The following is a 23,275-nucleotide window of genomic DNA, read 5'->3' as shown; positions in this document are numbered from 1 at the left end:
TGACACTTTGTACCGTTTGCGACACGGGTCGTGACCGCAGGGTCAGTGCACCATTGCAAAGCGTTCCCGCCTGGAGGATGCTGGCGACACGCTCTATCTGCGGAGAACAACTACAAATGCAGAGCAACCCGTTCAGCCGCCATGCCCAGCAAGTGCTCACGGTCGCCCACGGCCAGGCCAGCGGGCCGGGCAGCGACCCGTCGATCGCCCGCTCCTGGCTGCGCTGCCTGGAGGACTACCACCTCGACCCGGCACGGGCCCAGGCCCCGGTGGTGCTCGAGCACGGCCGCCTGCTGGAGAGCCGCGAGCGCCTGCGCCAGGTGCTGCAGATCGCCGACAACGAGATGAACAGCCTGCACCAGCAGCTCTCCGGCAGCGGGCACGCGGTGTTGCTGACCGACGCCCGCGGGGTGATCCTCAACTGCGTCACCGCTCCCGGCGAGCGGCGCATCTTCGAGCGCGCCGGGCTGTGGCTTGGCGCCGACTGGAGCGAAGCCCGCGAGGGCACCAACGGCATCGGCACCTGCCTGGTCGAGCGCCAGGCCCTGACCATTCACCAGGACGAGCACTTTCGTGGCCGCCATACCGGCCTGACCTGCTCGGCCAGCCCGGTATTCGACCCCCACGGTGAACTGCTGGGGGTACTCGACGTGTCATCGGCACGGCCGGATGTTTCGCGCCAGAGCCAGTTCCACACCATGGCCCTGGTCAACCTGTCGGCGAAGATGATCGAAAGCTGTTATTTCCTGCGTCATTTCGAGCAGCAGTGGCTGCTGCGCTTCCACCTGCAGGCCGAGTCGGTCGGCCTGTTCAGCGAAGGGTTGCTTGCCGTCGATGGCGACGGGCGGATTTGCGCCGCCAACCAGAGCGCCTTGAACCTGCTGGGGACCATCCGAGGCGGCGTGCTGGGCAAGCCACTGGACAGGTTCTTCGCCTGCAGCCACGACGAGCTGTTCAGTCGCGCCACGCCCCAGGGCAGCAGCGCCTGGCCGCTGCACACCCGCGATGGCCGCCAGGTGTTCGCCAGCTTGCGCGGCCAGGCCCGAACGCCGGTGTGGTCAGTGCCGGTGGCCTTGCCCCGGGCCAGCGACCCCGGCATCTGCCTGCTCGACCCGGCCCTGCGCGAGGACTTTCGCCGCGCCGTGCGGGTGTTCGAGCGTGATGTGCCGCTGCTGCTGCGCGGCGAGACCGGCTGCGGCAAGGAGGCCTTCGCCCAGGCCGTGCACCAGGCCAGCTCGCGCCGGCACAAGCCGTTCGTGGCGATCAACTGCGCGTCGATTCCCGAGAGCCTGATCGAGAGCGAGCTGTTCGGCTATCGCGGCGGCAGCTTCACCGGCGCGCGCAAGGAGGGCATGCGCGGCAAGCTGTTGCAGGCCGATGGCGGCACCTTGCTGCTGGATGAGATCGGCGATATGCCGCTGGCGCTACAGACCCGCCTGCTGCGGGTGCTCGAAGAACGCCAGGTGGTGCCCATCGGTGGCGAGCCGCAGGCGGTGGATGTGCGGATCGTCAGCGCCACCCACCGTGACCTGCTGGAACGGGTTGAACAGGGGGGCTTTCGCGAAGATCTCTATTACCGCCTCAATGGCCTCGAGGTTGCACTGCCGGCGCTGCGCGAGCGTAGCGACAAGGCGCAGTTGCTCGATTTCCTGCTGGCGCAGGAGGCCGAGGGCCAACCCGTTGGCCTCGACCCGGCCGCCCGCCAGGCACTGCTGGACTTCACCTGGCCGGGTAACGTGCGGCAGATGAGGAATGTGCTGCGTACGCTGGTGGCGTTGTGCGAAGGTGCGCACATCGAGTTTTCCGATCTCCCTGCAATTGTCCGCCATGGCGCGCCCTCTGTAGGAGCGGCCTTGTGCCGCGAAAGGGCCGCAGAGCGGCCCCAGGATCCTGACCATATCGCTGAAATCGCCGGGGCCGCTGCGCAGCCCTTTCGCGGCACAAGGCCGCTCCTACACGCCGAGCGCGATGCATTGCTCGCCGTACTGGAGGCAAACCGCTGGCACTTGACCCGCGTCGCCGAACACCTGGGCATCAGCCGCAATACCTTGTATCGAAAACTGCGCAAACACGGCATCGCCAGGGCTGGTTGAGCGAAACAGCGAGTGCGATTTCCCTCGCCCTGGGCTACCCTGCCTCGACGTTTTGCGAGGTCGATCATGCACATTCATATTCTCGGTATTTGCGGCACTTTCATGGGTTCGCTGGCGGTGCTGGCCAAGGAACTGGGCCACCGCGTCACCGGCTCCGATGCCAACGTCTATCCCCCGATGAGCACCCAGCTCGAGGCCCAGGGCATCGAGCTGACCCAGGGCTACGACCCGGCCCAGCTGGAGCCGGCACCTGACCTGGTGGTGATCGGCAACGCCATGTCGCGGGGCAACCCGGCGGTGGAGTACGTGCTGAACAAGGGCCTGCCCTATGTGTCCGGCCCGCAGTGGCTGGCCGACCATGTGCTGCAGGGCCGCTGGGTGCTGGCCGTGGCCGGTACCCATGGCAAGACCACCACCAGCAGCATGCTGGCCTGGGTCCTGGAACATGCCGGCATGAGCCCGGGCTTCCTGATCGGCGGCGTGCCGCAGAACTTCTCGGTGTCGGCGCGCCTGGGCGGCACACCGTTCTTCGTGGTCGAGGCCGACGAATACGACAGCGCCTTCTTCGACAAGCGCTCGAAGTTCGTGCACTACCACCCGCGCACCGCGATCCTCAACAACCTCGAGTTCGATCACGCGGACATCTTCCCGGACCTGGCGTCCATCGAGCGGCAGTTCCACCACCTGGTGCGCACCATCCCGAGCGAAGGCCTGGTCATCCACCCGACCACCGAGCAGGCGCTGGAGCGAGTGATCGGCATGGGCTGCTGGACCCCGGTGCAGACCACCGGAGCTGGTGGCCAGTGGCAGGCGCGCCTGCTCAGCGCCGACGGTTCGCGCTTCGAGGTGCTGTTCGAGGACGAGGCGCAAGGCGTGGTGGACTGGGCCCTGACTGGCCAGCACAACGTTGCCAACGCCCTGGCCACCCTGGCGGCCGCCCGCCATGTGGGTGTGGCCCCGGCCATGGGCATCGAGGGCCTGAGCGCGTTCAAGAGCGTCAAACGGCGTATGGAGAAGATCGCCGAAGTTCAAGGCGTGACCATCTACGATGACTTCGCCCACCACCCGACTGCCATTGCCACCACCCTCGATGGCCTGCGCAAGCGCGTTGGCGAGGCGCCGGTGATTGCGGTGATCGAGCCGCGCTCCAACTCCATGAAGCTTGGCGCCCACCGCGATGGCCTGCCGGAAAGCGTCAACGACGCCGACCAGGTGATCTGGTACGCGCCGCCCAACCCTGGGCTGGGACCTGGCGGGCACCGCCGCGCAGTGCAAGGTGCCGAGCGTGGTGGCCGACAGCCTCGAAGCCATCATCGAGCGCATCAAGGGCCAGGCCCGCCCGGGCACCCATGTGGTGATCATGAGCAACGGCGGCTTCGGCGGCCTGCACGGCAAGCTGGCCGAGGCGCTGAAGTGAGCGGGCCGGAACGCATCACCCTGGCCATGACCGGCGCCTCCGGGGCGCAGTATGGCCTGCGTCTGCTCGATTGCCTGGTGCGCGAGGACCGCGAGGTGCACTTCCTCATCTCCAAGGCCGCGCAGTTGGTGATGGCCACCGAGACCGACGTGCTGCTGCCGGCCAAGCCCCAGGCCATGCAGGCGTTCCTCACCGAGTACACCGGCGCGGCCGACGGGCAGATCCGCGTGTACGGCAAGGAGGACTGGATGTCGCCGGTGGCCTCGGGCTCCGGCGCGCCGGCGGCGATGGTGGTGGTGCCCTGTTCCACCGGCACCCTGTCGGCGATCGCCACGGGTGCCTGCAACAACCTGATCGAGCGCGCCGCCGACGTGACCCTCAAGGAACGTCGGCAACTGATCCTGGTGCCGCGCGAGGCGCCGTTCTCCACCATCCACCTGGAGAACATGCTCAAGCTGTCGCAGATGGGCGCGGTGATCCTGCCGGCGGCACCGGGGTTCTATCACCAGCCGCAGAGCATCGACGACCTGGTCGATTTCGTCGTGGCGCGCATCCTCAACCTGCTGAACATCCCGCAGGACATGCTGCCGCGCTGGGGCGAGCATCACTACGGGGTCGATGATTGAAGCGGGTGTTGGCGGGGCTGGTGATACTGGCCCTGCTCGGCGGCTGCGCCACGGTGCGCACCCTCGATGCCAACAAGCCGGGGGCGCCGGTGGTGTATGCCGGAACGCGGCTTGACCTGTACGTGATCAATGGCGGTTGTTGTCCCGAAGATCGCTTCGGCGCCGAGGCGCCGGCTTATCCGGGGTTGGACCTGCCGGGGAGCGCGTTGCTGGATACCTTGTTGCTGCCGCTGTCGTTGTTGACTGCGGCGGGGGTGGGTTTCAACGCCACCGGTGGTCTGTAATAAAGCAATCGCGGGGCAAGCCCGCTCCCACGCCCTTGAACGATACCCGGAGCGTGGGAGCGGGCTTGCCCCGCGATGAGGCCGGCATTGGCGACTTATTTCTTGCCGAGTTTTCGCAACTCGTCCGACTCGACCACCCGAATCCCGTCTTCCTCTTCCAGCGCCAGGCGCCACAGCGCCCGGGCCAGGGTGCAGGCCTCGATGCCCCGGTACTTGCCCGGTATCAGACGGGCAAACGGCGCCGCCATGCGCTCACCCAGGCGCGGCTCTATGCGCTCTCCGAGCAATAGCGAAGGCCGCACGATGGTCAACTGCGGCCAGTCCTGCTGCTTGAGCGCCTCTTCCATCTCGCCCTTGACCCGGTTGTAGAAGACCGACGATTTCGGATCGGCGCCCAGGGCGCTGATCACCAGCAGGTGGCGCGCACCCATCTCGCGGGCACGCTTGCTGAAGGCCACGACCATGTCCAGGTCGACGGCGCGGAAGGCGTTTTCCGAGCCTGCCTGCTTGAGCGTGGTGCCCAGGCAGCAGAAGGCGATATCGACACGACCGGCCAGTTGCGGGAGAAACACGGCCGGATCGCCCACCGGGTTTTCCAGGTGCGGATGCTCGGCCAGGGGGCGGCGGGTCGGTGCCAGCACGCGGCTGATGGTGGGCTCGTTGAGCAGGCGATCCAGCAGGTGTTCACCCGTCAGACCCGTGGCACCGGCAAGCAGGACATGTTGAGGCGTCAGGTACATGGTGTCTCTCCCTCGTTACTACACAGCTTAGTGGGCGCCAGGTTTTTTTGCCTGTTCCCCCGAAGCTGGCTGGGCTTCATTGCGCAGGGCTTGCTCGGCCTGTTGGTGGCGCAGGCGCTGCCAGTGGCTGATCACTGGCGGCGGCGCCCAGAGCTGTGGCTCCGAGGCTTCGAAGCCCTCCCTTCGTTCTCTTTCGGCAACGCTTTGCCGCGCCAGTTCAAACGCCTGTTTCAGGTCGTCGGTCTGGTTCAGCGCCTGGGCGAACAGGGCGTCGCCGAAGTAGGTGAAGTCGGCCTCTTCCGAGCAGCCGAACGACACCCGGTCGGGGCGCGCGGCGGTCATGACCAGGGTGCGGTCGTCCTTGAGCGGGGCGATATAGCCACCGGAATAACAGGCGGAGATGACGATCACCTTGTCGCGGTCCTTCAGTGGTGCCAGGGCGCTGGCCAGTTCGTCGGCGGACAGGTCGGCCAGTTGCAGGCGCGGCTGGTCGAGCACCAGTTGGTGGTCATGGCTGCCGTGGCTGGTCAAGTAGATGAACACCAGGTCCTCCGGGCCGCTGCGCTCGGCCAGGGTACGGGCGGCACGGGTGATGTTCTCGCGTGTGGCCATGGGGCGGTCGGCCAGATGGTCGCGATGATTGACCAGGGTCACCTGGCCGTGGGCGCCGAAGCGCACCTTGAGCATGTTGCTGACATAGTCGGCCTCACGCAGGAACACGCTTTGCTGGCCGTCACCGGCCACCACCAGGCTGTACAGCTGCACAGGCGGCACCGACGCAGGCACCTTGGCCAGTGCATCGGCCAGTAGTTTGCCCTGGTTGAGCAGGGCCAGGTCCAGCGGGTCGGGCAGCAGCTTGCCCTGGGTATCGCGCACCCGCACGCCGTTGACCCAGGTGCCGCTCTCGACCCGTCCGTCCGGGTGGGTCAGCTTGCCGCGACCATGGTAGGCGTCGTCGGCAAAACCGCCGACATACTGGCTGCCGTCGGCCAGTTGCAAGGTGCCGCTGCCGGCGAAGCGCCAGTCGCGAAAACCACCCTTGTAGCGGCTGCCGTCGCTGCCCAGCAGTTCGCCCTGGCCGACCAGCGACCCATCCTTGAAGTCGCCGATCCAGACATCGCCGTCGGCGCTCTCGTAGCGACCCCGGCCTTCGAGGCGGTTGTCCTTGAACTCGCCGATGTACTGCTCGCCGTCGGCGCTGTCGTAGGTGCCGGCGCCTTGCAGCTGGCCGTCGATGAAGTGGCCGCCGAACTGGTTGCCGCTGGCGTCGCTGCGCACCCCGGCGCCGTTGGGCTTGCCCTTGGCGAACAGGCCCTGGTAGCGGCTGCCGTCGGCCAGTTCGAGCTGGCCGGCACCTTCGTACTGGTCGTCCTTGAACTGGCCGCGGTAGGTCTGGTCGTTTTGTTTGAGCGTGCCCTCGCCATCGCGGCGGCCATGCTTGAAGGTGCCGGCATAATGGCTGCCGGGGGTGGTCAGGTCGCCCAGGCCCTGGAACAGGCCTTCGCTGAATTGGCCGCGATAGACCTCGCCGTTGCTGCCGTGCCATTCGCCCTGGCCATGCCACTGGCCGTCCTTGAAGGTGCCGGCGTACCAGCTGCCGTTGGGATAGTCGATGCGCCCCTCGCCTTGCAGCAGGCCGTCAACCACCTGGCCGCGGTAGCGGCCGCCGTCGGGCAGCCGGGCGTCCGGGGGCGACAGTGGTTCGCCTTCGCCGCAGGCGGCGAGCAGCAGGATCAGGGTCAGGGGGAGCAGACGGCGCATGGCGGGTTCCGGGACAATCGATGCGCCGAGTATGCCGCAGAATGCGCAGGTGCGTGAATCGGGGCCGCGTGGCGACCCCTGGGGCGGCTCAGACGAAGCAGAGCGACAGCGGTTCGGCGATGTAGGCGGGTTTTTCTTCGCCTTCGATCTCGAGGGTGACGGTGGCCTTGAGCAGCCATTGCCCCGGTTTCTTCTCGGTGGCGTCGGTCAGGTCGACCTTCAGTCGTACCTGGCTGTCGACCTTCACCGGCTGGATGAAGCGCACGCTGTCCAGGCCGTAGTTGACCACCATCTTCAGCCCTTCGGGCAGCACGAGGATGTCTTCCATCAGTTTGGGAATCAACGACAGGGTGAGAAAACCATGGGCGATGGTGGTGCCGAACGGGGTCTTGGCCGCTTTGACCGGGTCGACATGGATGAACTGGAAATCGCCAGTGGCCTCGGCGAACAGGTTGATGCGTTGCTGATCGATCTTCAGCCAGGCGGAACGTCCCAGTTCCTTGCCAACGTACTGCGAAAGCTCTGTAACGGGTACATAGGGCATCGCGACATCTCCAGATTGTCATTTGGTACGAGTGTGCAAGATCAGCACGGCGAACCGTTTCAGTCAAGTTGCCCGCTTTTCGCCGAATATCGCCTTATAGGCAGTTGCTTAGCGTGCTTATAATGGTCGCCATGCTCTGAGGGAGGTCCATATGCTGTTGCGTGGTTTGACCTGGCTGGTGCTGTTCCAGTTGCTGGGAACGGCGATCAACCACCTGTTGCTGCCCATCCTGCCCGGGCCCATCATCGGCCTGTTGCTGCTGATGGCCTTCCTGATGATCCGTGGCGAGGTCGGCCAGCCACTCAACGAGGCCGCCGGCAGCCTGTTGCGCTACCTGCCGCTGCTGCTGGTGCCGCCGGCGGTGGGGGGTGATGGTCTATGCCAGGGACATCGCCGCCGACTTCTGGGCCATTGTCGGAGCCCTGCTGATTTCCTGCCTGCTGACCCTGGTGTTCGTCGGCGTGCTGATGCAGAAGTTGATCCAGCGTCAGGGCAGGCGTGAGGAGCAGCCATGATCCTCGACTGGCACGGCGCGCTCGAGGCGGTCATCCACCATCCGTTGTTCGGCATCGGCATCACCCTGGCCGCCTACCAGCTGGTGCTGGCGGGCTATGAGAGGACCCGCTGGATCTTCCTGCAGCCGGTGCTGGTGTCGATGCTGGTGGTGATCGGCATCCTCCTGGCCTGCGGCATCGACTACGCCGAGTACCGCAAGAGCACCGAGATCATGAACATCCTCCTGGGGCCGGCTACCGTGGCCCTGGCGGTGCCGCTCTACCTCAACCTGCGGCGTATTCGGCAGCTGTTCTGGCCGACATTTACTACGCTGGTAGTCGGAGGCCTGTTCGCCACCGTGGCGTGCCTGGCGCTGGGGTGGTGGTTCGGTGCCGAACACATGATCCTGATGACCATGGCGCCGAAGTCGGTCACTTCGCCGATCGCCATGCTGGTGGCCGAGCAGATCGGCGGGGTGGCGGCCCTGGCCGCGGTGTTCGTGCTGATCACCGGGGTGATCGGCGCGATCTTCGGCCCGGCGCTGTTGACCCGCTGCGGCGTGCTCAGCCCGGAGGCGCGGGGCATGGCGCTGGGGGTGACCGCCCACGCGGTGGGTACCTCGGTGGCCTTGCAGGAAAGTGACGAATGCGGCGCCTTCGCCGCGCTGGCGATGAGCCTGATGGGGGTGGCCACGGCGGTGTTCCTGCCGTTGGCGGTCAGCCTGGTGGCTTGAGGAATCGAGATGACGTTACCGCTGTTTCCCCTCAATACCGTGCTGTTCCCCGGTTGCCTGCTCGACCTGCAGATCTTCGAGGCGCGCTACCTGGACATGATCGGCCGCTGCATGAAGCAGGGCGCCGGTTTCGGCGTGGTGTGCATCCTTGAAGGCGAACAGGTGGGCAAGGCGCCGCCAGTGGTGGCCTCGCTCGGCTGCGAGGCGTTGATCCGCGATTTCGTGCAGCAGGACAACGGCCTGCTGGGCATCCGTGTCGAGGGCGTGCGGCGGTTTCGCGTCGAGCGGACCGAGGTGCAGAAGGACCAGCTGATGCTCGCCGAGGTGCAATGGCTGCCGGACCTGGCGGACAGCCCGTTGTTGGAGCAGGACGACGACCTCCTGGCCCTGCTGCTGGCGTTGGGCGAGCACCCGATGGTCGAAGCGCTGGACATGCCGCGCGACGTGGACGGGCGCCAGTCGCTGGGCAACCAGCTGGCGTACCTGCTGCCGTTCATGGAAGAGGATAAGCTCGGCCTGCTGGCCATCGATTCGCCGCAGCTCAGGCTGGAGGCGATCCAGGCGTTGCTCGAGCGGATCCAGGGCGAGTTGTTCGCCTGATCAGGATTGCCCGCCCAGCGGCCCATGCGATCCCTGTAGGAGCGGCCTTGTGCCGCGAAAGGGGCGCAACGCGGCCCCGGCGATTTTTGCTTTAGCGCTGAAATCCCGGGGCCGCTTCGCAGCCCTTTCGCGGCACAAGGCCGCTCCTACAGGGACTTGCGACTGTATCAATACTGGTAGCGCAACAACGCCTTTGGCAGCGCGTGCAGGGCAAAGAACGCCAGCAACGCGACGCATGCCGGCAGCACCAGCCACCACACCCGTTGCGCCAGCGCCACCAGCGGCTGGCGATGCTGCACCAGGGTCAGGCTCGCCGCGCACACGCAGCACGCCAGCAACGCTCCGGCGAGGATATCGGTTGGCCAGTGCGCGCCCAGGTAAACCCGCGACAAGGCGATCGCCAGCGCCGGCAGGCAGCCCAGCATGACCCAGGTCAGGCGCATGCGCGGCGGCTGCCCGCGTCCGGCCAGCACCGCCAGCACCAGGAAGAAGGCGAATGACGCCGAGCTGTGGCCGCTGGGCATGCTGTAGCTGGTCAGCGGATCGACCAGCACCTCGGGGCGGGCGCGGGCGAACAGCCATTTCAGCGTACCGTTGGCCAAGGCCGTGCCGATCAGCGCGGTGCCGGCGAACAAGGCGTGACGCCATTGCCGGGCCAGCAGCAGCAAGCCGGTGAGCAGGCCGCCCAGGAAGAACTGGGTGCGGAAGTCGCCCAGGCGGGTGACCAGCACCACGGCGCCGTCGATGGCCTGGCTGCGGTGTTCCTGAACCAGGGTCATCACGCCCTGGTCGAACTCGCTCAGGTATGGCCAGCCGATGAACAGCGCGGCCACGGCCAGGCCGCTGAGGGCGGCGATCAGCCGGGTGCCGTGGCGCTGGTCGCGAATGCTGGTGCTCAAGCTCAGGCCGATGAGCACTGCCAGGGTGCCGACGACGATCCCGGCGTCCAGCCAGAACCCTTCCGGCAGCGGCAGGCGCATGGCCGCGCCGGTAGCCCAGCCGGGCAGCAGGTAGGCTACCGACCAGCCGGCGCCGGCCACCAGGCTCACGGCGATGAAGCGTGGCAGCGGCATGTCGAACATGCCGGCGACCATCGGCAGCATCGGTCGCAGCGGGCCGATGAAGCGGCCGACCAGCAGGCTGGCAATGCCGTAGCGCTGGAAGTACGCCTCGGCGCTGCCGATCCACTGCGGGTGGCTGCGCAGCAGCGGCAGGCGGCGGATGTTCTGGTGGAAGTACTTGCCGATGCCGTAGGAGATCGCATCGCCCAGCATCCCGCCGAGGAAGCCCAGCAACAGCGTCTCGCCGAGGCTGAAGGCGCCGCTGCCGGCCAGCACGGCGACGGCGAACAGCAGCACGGTGCCGGGCACGATGATGCCGGCGATCGCCAGGCATTCGACGCAGGCGACGATGAAGATCGCCAGGCCGAGCCACTGCGGATTGGCGCCAAGCCAGGTGGTCAGGCTGTCGAGCCATTGGCCCATGGTTCAGTTTCCTTGTTCGAGCATGAAGAAGTCTTTGCCTTCGACCTGGCCGCGGCGCAGCGGGTTTCGGCTGCAGAAGCGCGCGTAGTCGGCATCGACGAAGCGGTAGGGCAGGTGTTCGTCGCGGCCGTGGGGGATGCCCAGCCGGGTGGTCTGGATCACCCTTGGTACCTGTATGGCGCAGTCCTCGACATACAGGCGCTCGGGGTCGAAGCGCCGGGCGTCCCAGTTCGGCACCTTCAGGCCCAGGGCCCGGCACAGCAGGGTCTGGCCGTTGCACAGGCGCTCGGGTGGGCGCAGGTTGCCGCTGGCGTCGGGGTTGTTCAGCTGCATCCGGGCCAGGCTGTTGGCGTCTGAGATGGCGTCGGTCCAGGGGTAGGCGGACTTGATCAGCACCGCGTTGCCCGGGCCCTGGGCGCTGAAGTTCAGTGAATCGCCGCCACGGGCGTAATACATGTAGATGTGCCCGCCATCGAGGAACAGCGCCTTGCGCTTCTCGGTGAAGCCCAGGGAGGCGTGGCTGCCCTTGTCGGTGAGGTAGTAGGCCTCGGTCTCGATGATTCGCGCCGCCAGCCAGAGATCGCCGTGGCGATGACGGATGACCTTGCCCAGCAGCTCGCGGGCGAGGGTCTGGGCGTCGCGGTCGAAGAAGCTGTCGGGCAAGGCCTGGGCCGGGCAGGGGGCTGGGACGGACATACGCACGGTTCGTGGCTGTGAAGGCGGCGATGATAGCAATGAATGGCTTAATCGAGGCTGAATCGGAGTGACGCCATCGCGGGGCAAGCCCGCTCCCACGACAATGCCTGGGCAGCGCGGCCAGCGTGGGAGCGGGCTTGCCCCGCGATGAGGCGGAGGCGTTTTTCGATACGGGCGGTTACATCTTTCCAACACATTCCCCCCACCATTTTCGACCATCCGCCACCCGCCGCTGGGCGTACCCGAGCGCTCCAGTTATAATCAGCCGATTTCCCCTTTGCCAAGACACCGAACCCATGACCGAGTCCGTTCTTGACTATATGACCCGCCTGGGTCGCGCCGCCCGTGAGGCCTCGCGGGTGATCGGCCGTGCCAGCACCGCGCAGAAGAACCGCGCCCTGCAGGCCGCCGCCGACGCCCTCGACGCGGCTCGCGACGCGCTCACCGCAGCCAACGAACAGGACCTGGCCAACGGTCGCAAGAACGGCCTGGAGCCGGCGCTGCTCGACCGCCTGGCGCTCACCCCGGCGCGCATCGACGGCATGATCACCGGCCTGCGCCAGGTGGCCAGCCTGGCGGATCCGGTCGGTGCCATCCGCGACATGAGCTACCGCCCGTCGGGCATCCAGGTCGGCAAGATGCGCGTGCCGCTGGGTGTCATTGGCATCATCTACGAGTCGCGCCCCAACGTGACCATCGACGCCGCCAGCCTGTGTCTGAAGTCGGGCAACGCCACCATCCTGCGCGGCGGCTCCGAGGCCATCCACTCCAACCGCGCCATCGCCGCCTGCATCCAGCGCGGCCTGGCCGAGGCCGGCCTGCCGCCGGCGGTGGTGCAAGTGGTCGAGACCACCGACCGCGAGGCCGTGGGCGCGCTGATCAGCATGCCGGAATTCGTCGATGTGATTGTCCCGCGTGGCGGCCGTGGCCTGATCGAGCGCATCAGTCGCGACGCCCGGGTACCGGTAATCAAGCATCTGGACGGCATCTGCCATGTCTTCGTCGATGCCCATGCCGACCTGGACAAGGCATGGCGCGTGGCCTTCAACGCCAAGACCTACCGCTACGGCATCTGTGGCGCCATGGAAACCCTGTTGGTGGACCAGGCCGTGGCCGAGCGCTTCCTGCCGGAAATGGCCCGCCGATTCCACGACAAGGGCGTCGAGCTGCGCGGCTGCGAGCGCACCCGGGCGATCATCGACGCCAAGCCGGCCAGTGAAGACGACTGGCACACCGAATACCTTGACGCGATCCTGTCGATCCGCGTCGTCGACGGCCTGGAGCAGGCCATCGAACACATCAACCACTACGGCTCGCACCACACCGACTCGATCATTACCGAGCACCAGGGCCAGTCCCGGCGTTTCATCGCCGAGGTAGACTCGGCGTCGGTCATGCTCAACACCCCGACCTGCTTCGCCGATGGCTTCGAGTACGGCCTGGGCGCGGAAATCGGCATCTCCACCGACAAGCTGCACGCCCGCGGCCCGGTCGGCCTGGAAGGCCTGACCTGCGAGAAGTACGTGGTGATCGGCGACGGCCAGCTGCGCGGCCAGGAGTCGTGCTGAGTTGAGCAACGCTGTGGCAGTCCGGCGCATCGGCATTCTCGGCGGTACCTTCGACCCGGTGCATATCGGTCACCTGCGCAGCGCGCTGGAAGTGGCCGAGTTCATGCGCCTGGACGAGCTGCGCCTGCTGCCTAACGCCCGCCCGCCGCACCGCGACACGCCGCTGGTGTCGGCCCAGGATCGGTTGGCCATGGTGCGCGGCGCGGTGGCCGGGGTTGATTGCCTGAGTGTCGATGCCCGTGAACTGGGCCGCGACAAACCGTCGTACACCATCGACACGCTCGAATCGATCCGCTCTGAATTGAACGTGCACGACCAGCTGTTCCTGGTGCTGGGCTGGGACGCGTTCTGCGGCCTGCCCAGCTGGCATCGCTGGGAAGAGCTGCTGCAACACTGTCACATCCTGGTGCTGCAGCGCCCGGATGCCGATGTCGAACCCCCTGACGAGTTGCGCAACCTGTTGGCGGCGCGCTCGGAGAGCGATCCCACCGCCATGTCCGGCCCGGCGGGGCACATTTCGTTCGTCTGGCAGACCCCGCTCGCGGTGTCCGCCACGCAAATCCGACAGCTGCTGGCCAGCGGCAAGTCGGTGCGGTTCCTGGTGCCGGACGCAGTACTGGCCTATATCGAGGCACACGACCTGTATCGTGTGTCCAACTGACGGCGCCCGCTGGCGCCTCAATCAATGAGTTGAACGAGTTTTATATGACCAAGCAGAAAATCAATGGCATCAGTGGCGAAGAGCTGGTCAAACTGACCATCAGCGCCCTGGAAGACGTCAAGGCCCAGGACATCCAGGTCATCGACGTGCGCGAAAAGCACAGCCTGACCGACTACATGATCATTGCCACCGGTACCTCCAATCGCCAGATCAACGCGATGCTGGAAAAGGTCCGTGAAGCGGTGAAGAAAGAGGGTGCGCAACCCCTGGGTGAAGAAGGCAAGGGCGACAGCGACTGGGTCCTGCTGGACCTGAACGACGTCATCGTGCACATGATGACCGCCGCTGCCCGCCAGTTCTACGACCTGGAGCGCCTGTGGCTGGGTGCCGAGCAGAGCCGTGCCGCCGATGCCAAGCACCACAGCCCGGAAAACGCCAGCGATTACTTCACCGACAAGCTCAAAGACCGGGAATAAGGAAGCGCCGTGCGTCTGCGTCTGATCGCGGTCGGCTCGCGCATGCCCAAGTGGGTCGAGGAAGGCTGGCATGAGTATGCCAAGCGCCTGCCCCCGGAGCTTGCGCTGGAGCTGGTGGAAATCCCGCTTAACACCCGCGGCAAGAACGCCGATGTCGCCCGCCTGATCCGTCAGGAGGGCGAGGCGATGCTGAGCAAGGTGCAGCCTGGGGAACGCATCGTCACCCTCGAGGTCCATGGCAAGCCCTGGAGCACCGAGCAATTGGCGGGCGAGTTGGACCGTTGGCGCCTGGACGCGCGTACGGTCAACCTGATGGTGGGCGGCCCGGAAGGGCTGGCGCCGGAAGTCTGCGCGCGCAGCGAACAGCGCTGGTCGCTGTCGCCGCTGACGTTGCCGCACCCGTTGGTAAGGATACTCATCGGCGAGCAGATCTACCGCGCCTGGACCGTGCTGTCCGGGCATCCCTACCACAAATGAACCTGTAAGCCTCTCCGATGCCGCAGCAGATTCGCCTCAAGGACCACGAAAAAGACGCCCGCCTGGTGCGCAACCGCGTCGTCGTGGGCGCCGTGGCGGTGGTGCTGCTCGTCTGCGTGCTGATCGCCCGGCTGTATTACCTGCAGGTCATCCAGTACGACTATCACTCGACGCTGTCGGAGAACAACCGGGTGCATGTGCAGCCGATCCCGCCGACCCGTGGGCTGATCTTCGACCGCAACGGCGTGGTGGTGGCGGACAACCGCCCCAGCTTCAGCCTGGTGATGACCCGCGAACGCGCCGGCAATGCCGGCAAGTGGCAGGACGTGCTGGATGTGATCGTCGAGGTGCTCGAGCTCACTCCCGACGACCGTGCCCTGTTCGAGAAGCGCATGAAGCAGGGGCGCCGGCCATTCGAGCCGGTGCCGATCCTGTTCGAGCTCAACGAAGAGCAGATTGCCCGCATCGCGGTCAACCAGTTCCGCCTGCCCGGCGTGGAAGTAGCGGCGCAGCTGGTTCGCCACTACCCCCAGGGCGCGCATTTCGCCCATTCGGTGGGCTACGTCGGGCGGATCAACGAGAAGGAACTCAAGAGCCTCGACCCGGTGAATTACAGCGGCACCCACCACATCGGCAAGACTGGCATCGAGCGCTTCTACGAAGACGAGCTGCATGGCCAGGTGGGGTACGAGGAAGTCGAGACCAACGCCCGTGGCCGCGTGCTGCGAGTGCTCAAGCGCACCGACCCGAAGCCGGGCAAGGACATCGTGCTGAGCTTGGATATCAAGCTGCAGGAAGCCGCCGAGCAGGCGCTGGGCGGGCGCCGTGGCGCCATCGTCGCCCTCGATCCGCGCACCGGCGAGGTGCTGGCGATGGTCAGCCAGCCGAGCTTCGATCCCAACCTGTTCGTCACCGGCATCGGCTTCAAGGCCTACGCCGAACTGCGCGACTCGATCGACCGGCCGCTGTTCAACCGTGTGCTGCGCGGTCTTTATCCGCCTGGCTCGACCATCAAGCCGGCAGTGGCGATTGCCGGGCTCGACAGTGGCGTGGTGACGGCAGGCAGCCGGGTGTTCGACCCGGGTTACTACCAACTGCCCAACTACGATCACAAATACCGCAACTGGAACCGCACCGGCGATGGCTGGGTTGACCTGGATGTGGCGATCATGCGGTCAAACGATACGTACTTCTACGATCTTGCGCACAAGATGGGAATCGATCGGCTGTCCAGCTACATGAACAAGTTCGGTATCGGGCAGAAGGTCGCCCTGGACATGTTCGAAGAGTCGCCCGGATTGATGCCGTCCCGTGAGTGGAAGCGCGCCACCCGCCGTCAGGCCTGGTTCCCCGGCGAAACCCTGATCCTCGGTATCGGCCAGGGCTATATGCAGACCACGCCGCTGCAGTTGGCCCAGGCCACCGCGCTGATTGCCAACAAAGGCGTGTGGAACCGTCCACACCTGGCCAAGACCATCGAAGGCCAGCCTCCGGTGGACGAGAACCCCATGGAAAACATCGTCCTGCGCGACAAGTCTGACTGGGCCAGGGTCACTCATGGCATGGAGCAGGTGATGCACGGCGCCCGCGGCACCGCCCGCAAGGCCGCCATCGGCTCGCAGTACCGCATCGCAGGCAAGAGCGGCACGGCCCAGGTGGTGGCGATCAAGCAGGGTGAGAAGTACGATCGCAACAAACTCCAGGAACGCCACCGCGACCACGCCTTGTTCGTCGCCTTCGCCCCGGCCGACGATCCGAGGATCGTGGTTTCGGTGATGGTCGAGAACGGTGAGTCCGGTTCCGGCGTCGCCGCCCCCGTGGTGCGCCAGGTCATGGATGCCTGGCTGCTTGACGAGAACGGCCGGCTCAAGCCCGAGTTCGCCCCCGCCACAGTCGCCCAGGAATCGGCCCCGTGAAGAACAACTTCGACCGCATGCTCTCCAGCGAGGACGTGATGCGCAGGCGCGCCAGCTTCCTGCAGCGCATCCACATCGACGGCCCCTTGCTGCTCATCCTGCTGACGCTCGCCGCCGGCAGCCTGTTCGTGCTCTATTCGGCCAGCGGCAAGAACTGGGACCTGCTGATGAAGCAGGCCAGTTCCTTCGGCATCGGCCTGGTGTCGATGTTCATCATCGCCCAGCTCGAACCGCGCTTCATGGCGCGCTGGGTGCCGCTGGCCTACCTGGCCGGGGTGTTCCTGCTGATCGTGGTGGACGTCATGGGCCACAACGCCATGGGCGCGACGCGCTGGATCAACATTCCCGGGGTGATCCGTTTCCAGCCCTCGGAATTCATGAAGATCATCATGCCGGCGACCATCGCCTGGTACCTGGCCAAGCGCACGTTGCCGCCGCAGCTCAAGCATGTGGCGATCAGCCTGGTCCTGATCGGCGTGCCGTTCATCCTCATCGTGCGCCAGCCTGACCTGGGCACGGCCTTGCTGATCCTCGCCTCGGGCGCCTTCGTGCTGTTCATGGGCGGGCTGCGCTGGCGCTGGATCGTCAGCGTGATCGCCGCGGCGGTGCCGGTGGCGGTGGCGATGTGGTTCTTTGTCATGCACGACTACCAGAAGCAGCGCGTACTGACCTTCCTCGACCCGGAAAGCGACCCGCTGGGCACCGGCTGGAACATCATCCAGTCCAAGGCGGCGATCGGTTCGGGCGGGGTGTTCGGCAAGGGCTGGCTGCTGGGCACCCAGTCGCACCTGGACTTCCTGCCGGAAAGCCACACCGACTTCATCATCGCCGTGCTCGGCGAGGAGTTCGGCCTGGTCGGCATCTGCCTGCTGCTGCTGATCTACATCCTGCTGATCGGCCGCGGGCTGATGATCACTGCCCAGGCCCAGACCCTGTTCGGCAAGCTGCTCGCGGGCAGCCTGACCATGACCTTCTTTGTTTATGTGTTCGTCAATATCGGTATGGTCAGCGGCCTACTGCCCGTGGTGGGCGTGCCGCTGCCCTTCATCAGCTATGGCGGAACTTCGTTGGTGACGCTGCTGTCAGCGTTTGGCGTTCTGATGTCGATCCATACGCACCGTAAATGGATTGCACAGGTTTGAAAAAGGTGAAGAATTTCATGCAAGCAGTGCGTGGCTGGGCTGCCCGCCTAGCGCCGTTTTTCGGCGCTGTGGGGCTGCTCGGCGCAATCCAGCAGGCCAATGCCGGTGACTACGACGGCTCGCCCCAGGTGGCCGAGTTCGTTGGCGAGATGACTCGCGACTACGGCTTCGCCGGCGAGCAACTGATGGGCGTGTTCCGCGAGGTGCAGCGCAAGCAGGCGATCCTCGATGCGATATCGCGGCCGGCCGAGCGGGTCAAGCCGTGGAAGGAATACCGCCCGATGTTCATCACCGACGCGCGCATCGCCCGCGGTGTGGACTTCTGGCGCCAGCACGAGGCCGTGCTGGCCCGCGCCGAACAGGAATACGGCGTGCCGGCGCAGTACATCGTCGCGATCATCGGCGTGGAAACCTTCTTCGGTCGCAACACCGGCAACTACCGGGTCATCGATGCCCTGTCCACGCTCGGTTTCGACTACCCGCCACGGGCCGAATTCTTCCGCAAGGAGCTGCGCGAGTTCCTTCTGCTGGCCCGCGAGGAGCAGCTTGATCCGCTCACGCTCAAGGGCTCCTATGCCGGCGCCATGGGCCTGCCGCAGTTCATGCCGAGCAGCTTCCGCGCTTATGCCGTGGACTTCGACGGCGACGGCCACATCAATATCTGGAACAACCCGGACGATGCCATCGGCAGCGTCGCCAGCTACTTCAAGCGTCATGGCTGGGTACCCGGGGAACCTGTGGTCAGCCGCGCCAGTGTGGCCGGCGCACGGGTCGACGAAGGCCTGACCACCGGCATCGAGCCGACCAGGACGGTCGCGCAGTTGCGGGCGCTGGGCTGGTCGGGTCATGATGCGCTGCGCGATGATCTGCCGGTCACCGCCTTCCGCCTGGAAGGCGCCGATGGCCCCGAGTACTGGATGGGCCTGAAAAACTTCTACGCGATCACTCGCTACAACCGCAGCGTGATGTATGCCATGGCGGTGCATCAGCTTTCCGAACAGCTGGTTCTGGCACGGGGCGTCAAGTAAATGCGCGAATTCTTCACCGTCAATACCGCAAAACTGCTCACCTGCGTCGCTGTCGGCCTGGTGCTGGCCAGCTGCTCGTCGAGCCGGCCCTCCACCCCGCAGAGCGGCAACACCGTGCGCGCGCAGCCGGGCCTGGACATCAATCGTGCGCACAAGGACGGCGCGCCCTGGTGGGACGTGGACGTCAACAAGATCCCCGACGCCACGCCGACCGTGCACACTGGCAACTACAAGGCCAACCCCTACACGGTGCTGGGCAAGACCTACTACCCGATGCAGGACTCGCGCAACTACCGCGCCGAAGGCACCGCGTCGTGGTATGGCACCAAGTTCCACGGCCAGAACACCGCCAACGGCGAGCTGTACGACCTGTACGGCATGAGCGCGGCGCACAAGACCCTGCCCCTGCCGGCCTATGTGCGAGTGACCAACCTGGCCAACGGCCGCAGTGTGATCCTGCGGGTCAATGACCGTGGCCCGTTCTATTCCGACCGTATCATCGACCTGTCCTACGCCGCGGCGAAGAAGCTCGGCTATGCCGAGACCGGCACCGCGCACGTGCGCGTCGAAGGGATCGACCCGCAGCAATGGTGGGCCCAGCGTGGCCAGCAGCCGCCGATGGTGCTCAAGGAACCGCAGGTGGCCCAGGCCCAGCCGATTGCCGCGAGCACCGGCCGGGTCGAGCAGTGGACCCCGCCACCGCAGCAGCACGCGGCGCCGGTGGTGCCGGTGCAGGTGGGCGGCAACAATGTGCCGAACGCAAGTGGCGGCAGCATCCTGCAGGTGGGCGCATTCGCCAACCCGGATGCCGCCGAGCTGCTGCGCTCGAAGCTGAGCACCATGGTCAGCGCGCCGGTGTTCATCAGCTCCGTGGTGCGTAACCAGCAGACCCTGCACCGGGTGCGCCTGGGGCCGATCAACAGCCAGGGCGAGATCCAGCAGGCGCAGGACAGCATTCGCCTGGCGAACCTCGGTCAGGCGAAGGTCGTGACCGACTGACGTACGCGTCGGACCTTTCGCGGGTAAACCCGCTCCCACAGGGTTTTGCACAGATCCTGTGGGAGCGGGTTCACCCGCGAAGCAGAGCACACCGATCTGTCGGTTTGTTCATGAATTGCCGGGCAATGACATGTACAATGCCCGCTTTTGCCCGCAGCGGCATTACGTCGCACTGTCGGGCCAGGCCACCGGCCATAAAACTAGACTGACGGGGCGCTGGGCAAACGAACTTGCCCACGGAACATCAGACCATTAGCGATTTACGAGAGACGGATGAACATCACCAACCTTGCCAAACGACTTTGCCTGCCCGTTCTGCTGATGATCATGCCTGCTGCCTTCGCAGCGGAGCAGATGATGCCGGCACCACCGCAACTGGCCGCCAAGTCCTACGTACTCATGGACGCGTCCAGCGGCAACGTGCTGGTCGAGAACAACGGTGACGAGCGCCTGCCGCCGGCCAGCCTGACCAAGCTGATGACCGCCTACATCGCCACCTTGGACATCCGTCGCGGCCAGATCGGCGAGAACGACCCGGTCACCGTCAGCGAGAACGCCTGGCGCACCGGTGGTTCGCGCATGTTCATCAAGGTCGGCAGCCAGGTCACCGTCAGCGACCTGCTGCACGGCATCATCATCCAGTCCGGCAACGACGCCTCGGTCGCCCTGTCCGAGCACATCGCCGGCAGCGAAGACGCTTTCGCCGACATGATGAACAAGACCGCCACCGACCTGGGCATGGCCAACAGCCACTTCATGAACCCGACCGGCCTGCCGAACCCCGAGCACTACTCCTCGGCCCACGACATGGCCCTGCTGGCACGCGCGATCATCAACGAAGATCCGGCGCACTACGCCATCTACTCGCAGAAAGAGTTCTTCTGGAACAACATCAAGCAGCCGAACCGTAACCTGCTGCTGTGGCGCGACAAGACCGTCGATGGCCTGAAGACCGGCCACACCGACGAAGCCGGCTACTGCATGGTCGCCTCGGCCGTGCGTGACGGCCAGCGCCTGATCGCCGTGGTGTTCGGCACCAACAGCGAGCAGTCCCGCGCCGCCGAGACCCAGAAGCTGCTGACCTACGGTTTCCGCTTCTTCGAAACCCAGACCTTCTACCAGAAAGGCACCGAGCTGACCCAGGCCCAGGTATGGAAAGGCGCGACCAACCAGGTGAAAGCCGGCCTGGCCAACGACCTGACCATGACCATGCCTAAAGGCCAATTGAAGCGCCTTCAGGCTTCGATGACCATGAACCCGCAACTGACCGCTCCGATCGCCAAAGGTGACGTGATCGGCAAAGTGGAAGTCAAACTGGACGAGAAAGTGGTTCACAGCGCCGACCTCATCGCCCTTGACGGCGTGGAGGAAGCTGGTTTCTTCGGCCGTATGTGGGATAGCATCCGCCTGTTCTTCTACGGTTTGTTCAACTGATACGTGACCAGCGCGCCCCCGTGAACCAGGCGGGGGCGATGTTGCTGCCACGGCTTACGAGGCCGTTTCCGCCATGAGCGAAGAAGACGTCAAGTCGCACAAGATCGAATTCCCCTGCGAGGACTACCCGATCAAGGTGATCGGTGACACCGTTGTCGGTTTCCGCGACACCGTGATCGAGATCCTCAGCAAGCACGCCAAGGTCGACCTGTCGACCCTGGCCGAGCGCCAGAGCAAGGAAGGCAAGTACACCACGGTGCAACTGCATATCGTTGCCGAGAGCGAAAACCAGCTGCACGACATCAACAGTGCCCTGCGTGCCACCGGCATCGTGAAAATGGTGCTGTGATGTCCGGCGTGCTCGGTATTCGCGATCTTGGCCTGCAGCCCTATGAACCGGTGCTGCAGGCCATGCGCCGCTTTACCGAGCACCGCGGCCCGGACAGCCAGGACGAAGTCTGGCTGGTCGAGCACCCGCCGGTCTTCACCCAGGGCCAGGCCGGCAAGGCCGAGCACCTGCTGATCCCGGGGGAGATCCCGGTGGTACAGACCGATCGCGGTGGCCAGGTCACTTATCACGGCCCCGGCCAACTGGTGGCCTACCTGCTGCTGGATGTGCGGCGCCTGAGCATCGGCGTGCGCGAGCTGGTCAGTCGCATCGAGCAGACGCTCATCGACCTGCTCGCCAGCTACGGCGTGCAGGCGGTGGCCAAGCCCGATGCCCCGGGCGTCTACGTCGATGGCGCGAAGATCGCGTCCCTTGGCCTTCGAATCCGCAACGGTCGTTCCTTCCACGGCCTTGCCCTGAACGTGGACATGGACCTTGCGCCATTCCGCCGAATCAACCCCTGTGGGTATGCGGGGCTGGCCATGACCCAGCTGCGCGACCTGGCAGGCCCGATCGAACTTGACGAGGTCAGGACAAGGCTGCGCGGACAGCTGGTCAGGCACCTCGACTATGCTGAGCAGACGACCCTGACGGGCGGAATCGACTGATTATGACAACTGTGCAAGAAGCCGTGCCGAACCTGATCCCCACGCAAGACGTGACCCCGCGCTCTGCGCCGAAGAAAGTCGAGGCCGGCGTGAAGCTGCGCGGCGCCGAGAAGGTGGCGCGCATCCCGGTGAAGATCATCCCCACCGAAGAACTGCCGAAAAAGCCTGACTGGATTCGCGTGCGCATCCCGGTTTCGCCGGAGGTCGACCGCATCAAGCAACTGCTGCGCAAGCACAAGCTGCACAGCGTGTGCGAAGAGGCCTCCTGCCCGAACCTGGGCGAGTGCTTCTCCGGCGGCACCGCGACCTTCATGATCATGGGCGACATCTGCACCCGTCGCTGCCCGTTCTGCGACGTCGGCCACGGCCGTCCGAAGCCTCTGGACCTGGACGAGCCGAAGAACCTGGCCATCGCCATCGCCGACCTGCGCCTGAAGTACGTGGTGATCACCTCGGTGGACCGCGATGACCTGCGTGACGGCGGTGCCCAGCACTTCGCCGATTGCATCCGCGAAATCCGCGCGCTCTCGCCGGGCGTCCAGCTGGAGACCCTGGTGCCGGACTACCGCGGGCGCATGGACGTGGCGCTGGAAATCACCGCACAGACGCCGCCGGACGTGTTCAACCACAACCTCGAGACCGTGCCGCGCCTGTACAAGGCCGCGCGTCCGGGCTCGGACTACGACTGGTCGCTGGACCTGCTGCAGAAGTTCAAGCAGATGGTCCCGCATGTGCCGACCAAGTCCGGCCTGATGCTGGGCCTGGGCGAGACCGACGACGAGGTGATCGAGGTCATGCACCGCATGCGCGAGCATGACATCGACATGCTGACCCTCGGCCAGTACCTGCAGCCGTCGCGCAACCACCTGCCGGTACAGCGCTTCGTGCACCCGGACACCTTCGCCTGGTTCGCCGAGGAAGGTTACAAGATGGGCTTCAAGAACGTCGCCTCCGGCCCGCTGGTGCGCTCGTCGTACCACGCCGACCAGCAGGCCCACGAAGCCAAGATCAAGCTCTGAACCGGGCTTGAGCGGGACATGCCGATGCGCGCCGGAAGGCGGCATCGGCATTTTTGTTTTTGAGCGATCTGTTTCAAGCGACAAGC

The 23,275-nt window shown here is 65.7% G+C and carries 22 protein-coding genes and 2 pseudogenes; 19 read left to right on the top strand and 5 right to left on the bottom strand.

What is annotated here, in order from left to right; all coding sequences use genetic code 11:
- The first annotated feature begins 116 nt into the window (after nucleotides 1-116).
- The 4 genes and pseudogenes from ACZ899_RS16515 to ACZ899_RS16500 all read left to right on the top strand — a co-directional run bounded on the left by ACZ899_RS16515 (nucleotide 117) and on the right by ACZ899_RS16500 (nucleotide 4,420).
- A complete protein-coding gene (locus ACZ899_RS16515) occupies nucleotides 117-2,093 on the top strand; it encodes a sigma-54-dependent Fis family transcriptional regulator (protein WP_234562436.1) in 1,977 nt (658 codons plus the stop codon).
- 66 nt (nucleotides 2,094-2,159) lie between these two features.
- Nucleotides 2,160-3,510: pseudogene (gene mpl, locus ACZ899_RS16510) on the top strand (UDP-N-acetylmuramate:L-alanyl-gamma-D-glutamyl-meso-diaminopimelate ligase).
- Nucleotides 3,507-4,136, top strand: coding sequence for a flavin prenyltransferase UbiX (gene ubiX, locus ACZ899_RS16505; RefSeq protein ID WP_198744903.1), 630 nt, complete (start codon nucleotides 3,507-3,509; stop codon nucleotides 4,134-4,136). Before mpl ends, ubiX begins: the two are co-directional and overlap by 4 nt.
- Nucleotides 4,133-4,420 carry a YceK/YidQ family lipoprotein gene (locus tag ACZ899_RS16500; protein WP_234562434.1) on the top strand — a complete coding sequence of 96 codons (288 nt, stop codon included), beginning with the start codon at nucleotides 4,133-4,135 and terminating at the stop codon, nucleotides 4,418-4,420. Before ubiX ends, ACZ899_RS16500 begins: the two co-directional genes overlap by 4 nt.
- Before the next feature lie 95 nt (nucleotides 4,421-4,515).
- Here the strand turns inward: ACZ899_RS16500 and ACZ899_RS16495 are convergent, their stop codons facing one another.
- The 3 genes from ACZ899_RS16495 to ACZ899_RS16485 form a co-directional block, all read right to left on the bottom strand.
- Entirely contained in the window at nucleotides 4,516-5,160 is a 645-nt protein-coding gene (locus tag ACZ899_RS16495; RefSeq protein WP_028690375.1) for an oxidoreductase, read from the bottom strand.
- A 27-nt stretch (nucleotides 5,161-5,187) separates the two neighbouring features.
- Nucleotides 5,188-6,921, bottom strand: coding sequence for a C13 family peptidase (locus ACZ899_RS16490; RefSeq protein WP_234562433.1), 1,734 nt, complete (start codon nucleotides 6,919-6,921; stop codon nucleotides 5,188-5,190).
- 88 nt (nucleotides 6,922-7,009) lie between these two features.
- Complete coding sequence (locus ACZ899_RS16485; RefSeq protein WP_110737952.1) at nucleotides 7,010-7,465, bottom strand: MaoC family dehydratase; 456 nt, start codon at nucleotides 7,463-7,465, stop codon at nucleotides 7,010-7,012.
- A 151-nt stretch (nucleotides 7,466-7,616) separates the two neighbouring features.
- Between ACZ899_RS16485 and ACZ899_RS16480 the strand changes: the two are divergent.
- From ACZ899_RS16480 to ACZ899_RS16470, 3 genes and pseudogenes are all read left to right on the top strand, one after another.
- Nucleotides 7,617-7,980: pseudogene (locus tag ACZ899_RS16480) on the top strand (CidA/LrgA family protein).
- The gene (locus tag ACZ899_RS16475; RefSeq protein WP_203648171.1) at nucleotides 7,977-8,693 is read left to right on the top strand and encodes an LrgB family protein; all 717 of its coding nucleotides are present in this window, start codon (nucleotides 7,977-7,979) and stop codon (nucleotides 8,691-8,693) included. The pseudogene ACZ899_RS16480 and the gene ACZ899_RS16475 overlap by 4 nt, the downstream one beginning before the upstream one ends.
- 9 nt (nucleotides 8,694-8,702) lie before the next feature.
- Entirely contained in the window at nucleotides 8,703-9,293 is a 591-nt protein-coding gene (locus ACZ899_RS16470; RefSeq protein ID WP_203648170.1) for an LON peptidase substrate-binding domain-containing protein, read from the top strand.
- A gap of 167 nt (nucleotides 9,294-9,460) precedes the next feature.
- Here the strand turns inward: ACZ899_RS16470 and ACZ899_RS16465 are convergent, their stop codons facing one another.
- Both ACZ899_RS16465 and ACZ899_RS16460 read right to left on the bottom strand, forming a co-directional pair.
- Complete coding sequence (locus tag ACZ899_RS16465; RefSeq protein ID WP_203648169.1) at nucleotides 9,461-10,777, bottom strand: bifunctional DedA family/phosphatase PAP2 family protein; 1,317 nt, start codon at nucleotides 10,775-10,777, stop codon at nucleotides 9,461-9,463.
- Between the two features lie 3 nt (nucleotides 10,778-10,780).
- Nucleotides 10,781-11,473 carry a DNA-3-methyladenine glycosylase gene (locus ACZ899_RS16460; protein ID WP_234562432.1) on the bottom strand — a complete coding sequence of 231 codons (693 nt, stop codon included), beginning with the start codon at nucleotides 11,471-11,473 and terminating at the stop codon, nucleotides 10,781-10,783.
- 296 nt (nucleotides 11,474-11,769) lie between these two features.
- Here ACZ899_RS16460 and ACZ899_RS16455 point away from each other — a divergent pair, with 296 nt between their 5' ends.
- From ACZ899_RS16455 to lipA, 12 genes are all read left to right on the top strand, one after another.
- Nucleotides 11,770-13,041 carry a glutamate-5-semialdehyde dehydrogenase gene (locus ACZ899_RS16455; RefSeq protein ID WP_203648167.1) on the top strand — a complete coding sequence of 424 codons (1,272 nt, stop codon included), beginning with the start codon at nucleotides 11,770-11,772 and terminating at the stop codon, nucleotides 13,039-13,041.
- Nucleotide 13,042: 1 nt separating this feature from the next.
- Nucleotides 13,043-13,702, top strand: a complete 660-nt coding sequence (gene nadD / locus ACZ899_RS16450; RefSeq protein ID WP_234562431.1) for a nicotinate-nucleotide adenylyltransferase — start codon at nucleotides 13,043-13,045, stop codon at nucleotides 13,700-13,702.
- A gap of 44 nt (nucleotides 13,703-13,746) precedes the next feature.
- A complete protein-coding gene (rsfS, locus tag ACZ899_RS16445) occupies nucleotides 13,747-14,178 on the top strand; it encodes a ribosome silencing factor (RefSeq protein ID WP_203648165.1) in 432 nt (143 codons plus the stop codon).
- A gap of 9 nt (nucleotides 14,179-14,187) precedes the next feature.
- Nucleotides 14,188-14,655 (top strand): 23S rRNA (pseudouridine(1915)-N(3))-methyltransferase RlmH, encoded by a 468-nt coding sequence (gene rlmH / locus ACZ899_RS16440; RefSeq protein WP_023631106.1) that lies wholly within the window; start codon nucleotides 14,188-14,190, stop codon nucleotides 14,653-14,655.
- Between the two features lie 17 nt (nucleotides 14,656-14,672).
- A complete protein-coding gene (gene mrdA / locus ACZ899_RS16435) occupies nucleotides 14,673-16,571 on the top strand; it encodes a penicillin-binding protein 2 (RefSeq protein ID WP_203648164.1) in 1,899 nt (632 codons plus the stop codon).
- A 38-nt stretch (nucleotides 16,572-16,609) separates the two neighbouring features.
- Complete coding sequence (rodA, locus tag ACZ899_RS16430) at nucleotides 16,610-17,713, top strand: rod shape-determining protein RodA (RefSeq protein WP_203652712.1); 1,104 nt, start codon at nucleotides 16,610-16,612, stop codon at nucleotides 17,711-17,713.
- 17 nt (nucleotides 17,714-17,730) lie between these two features.
- Nucleotides 17,731-18,741, top strand: a complete 1,011-nt coding sequence (gene mltB / locus ACZ899_RS16425) for a lytic murein transglycosylase B (protein WP_203648163.1) — start codon at nucleotides 17,731-17,733, stop codon at nucleotides 18,739-18,741.
- A complete protein-coding gene (locus ACZ899_RS16420) occupies nucleotides 18,742-19,740 on the top strand; it encodes a septal ring lytic transglycosylase RlpA family protein (RefSeq protein ID WP_203648162.1) in 999 nt (332 codons plus the stop codon).
- 273 nt (nucleotides 19,741-20,013) lie between these two features.
- Nucleotides 20,014-21,174, top strand: coding sequence for a D-alanyl-D-alanine carboxypeptidase family protein (locus ACZ899_RS16415; RefSeq protein ID WP_203648161.1), 1,161 nt, complete (start codon nucleotides 20,014-20,016; stop codon nucleotides 21,172-21,174).
- A 73-nt stretch (nucleotides 21,175-21,247) separates the two neighbouring features.
- Nucleotides 21,248-21,523 carry a DUF493 domain-containing protein gene (locus tag ACZ899_RS16410; protein WP_011535839.1) on the top strand — a complete coding sequence of 92 codons (276 nt, stop codon included), beginning with the start codon at nucleotides 21,248-21,250 and terminating at the stop codon, nucleotides 21,521-21,523.
- Nucleotides 21,523-22,170: a lipoyl(octanoyl) transferase LipB gene (lipB, locus tag ACZ899_RS16405; protein ID WP_203648160.1), complete on the top strand. Its 648-nt coding sequence runs from the start codon at nucleotides 21,523-21,525 to the stop codon at nucleotides 22,168-22,170. Before ACZ899_RS16410 ends, lipB begins: the two co-directional genes overlap by 1 nt.
- Nucleotides 22,171-22,172: 2 nt before the next feature.
- Nucleotides 22,173-23,189: a lipoyl synthase gene (lipA, locus tag ACZ899_RS16400; protein ID WP_234562430.1), complete on the top strand. Its 1,017-nt coding sequence runs from the start codon at nucleotides 22,173-22,175 to the stop codon at nucleotides 23,187-23,189.
- The last annotated feature ends 86 nt before the right edge of the window (nucleotides 23,190-23,275 follow it).

This window comes from Pseudomonas sp. TE31087, from assembly GCF_057284075.1.
The sequence above is the reverse complement of the archived record's forward strand: the minus strand, read 5'-3'. Positions and strand labels throughout refer to the sequence as shown.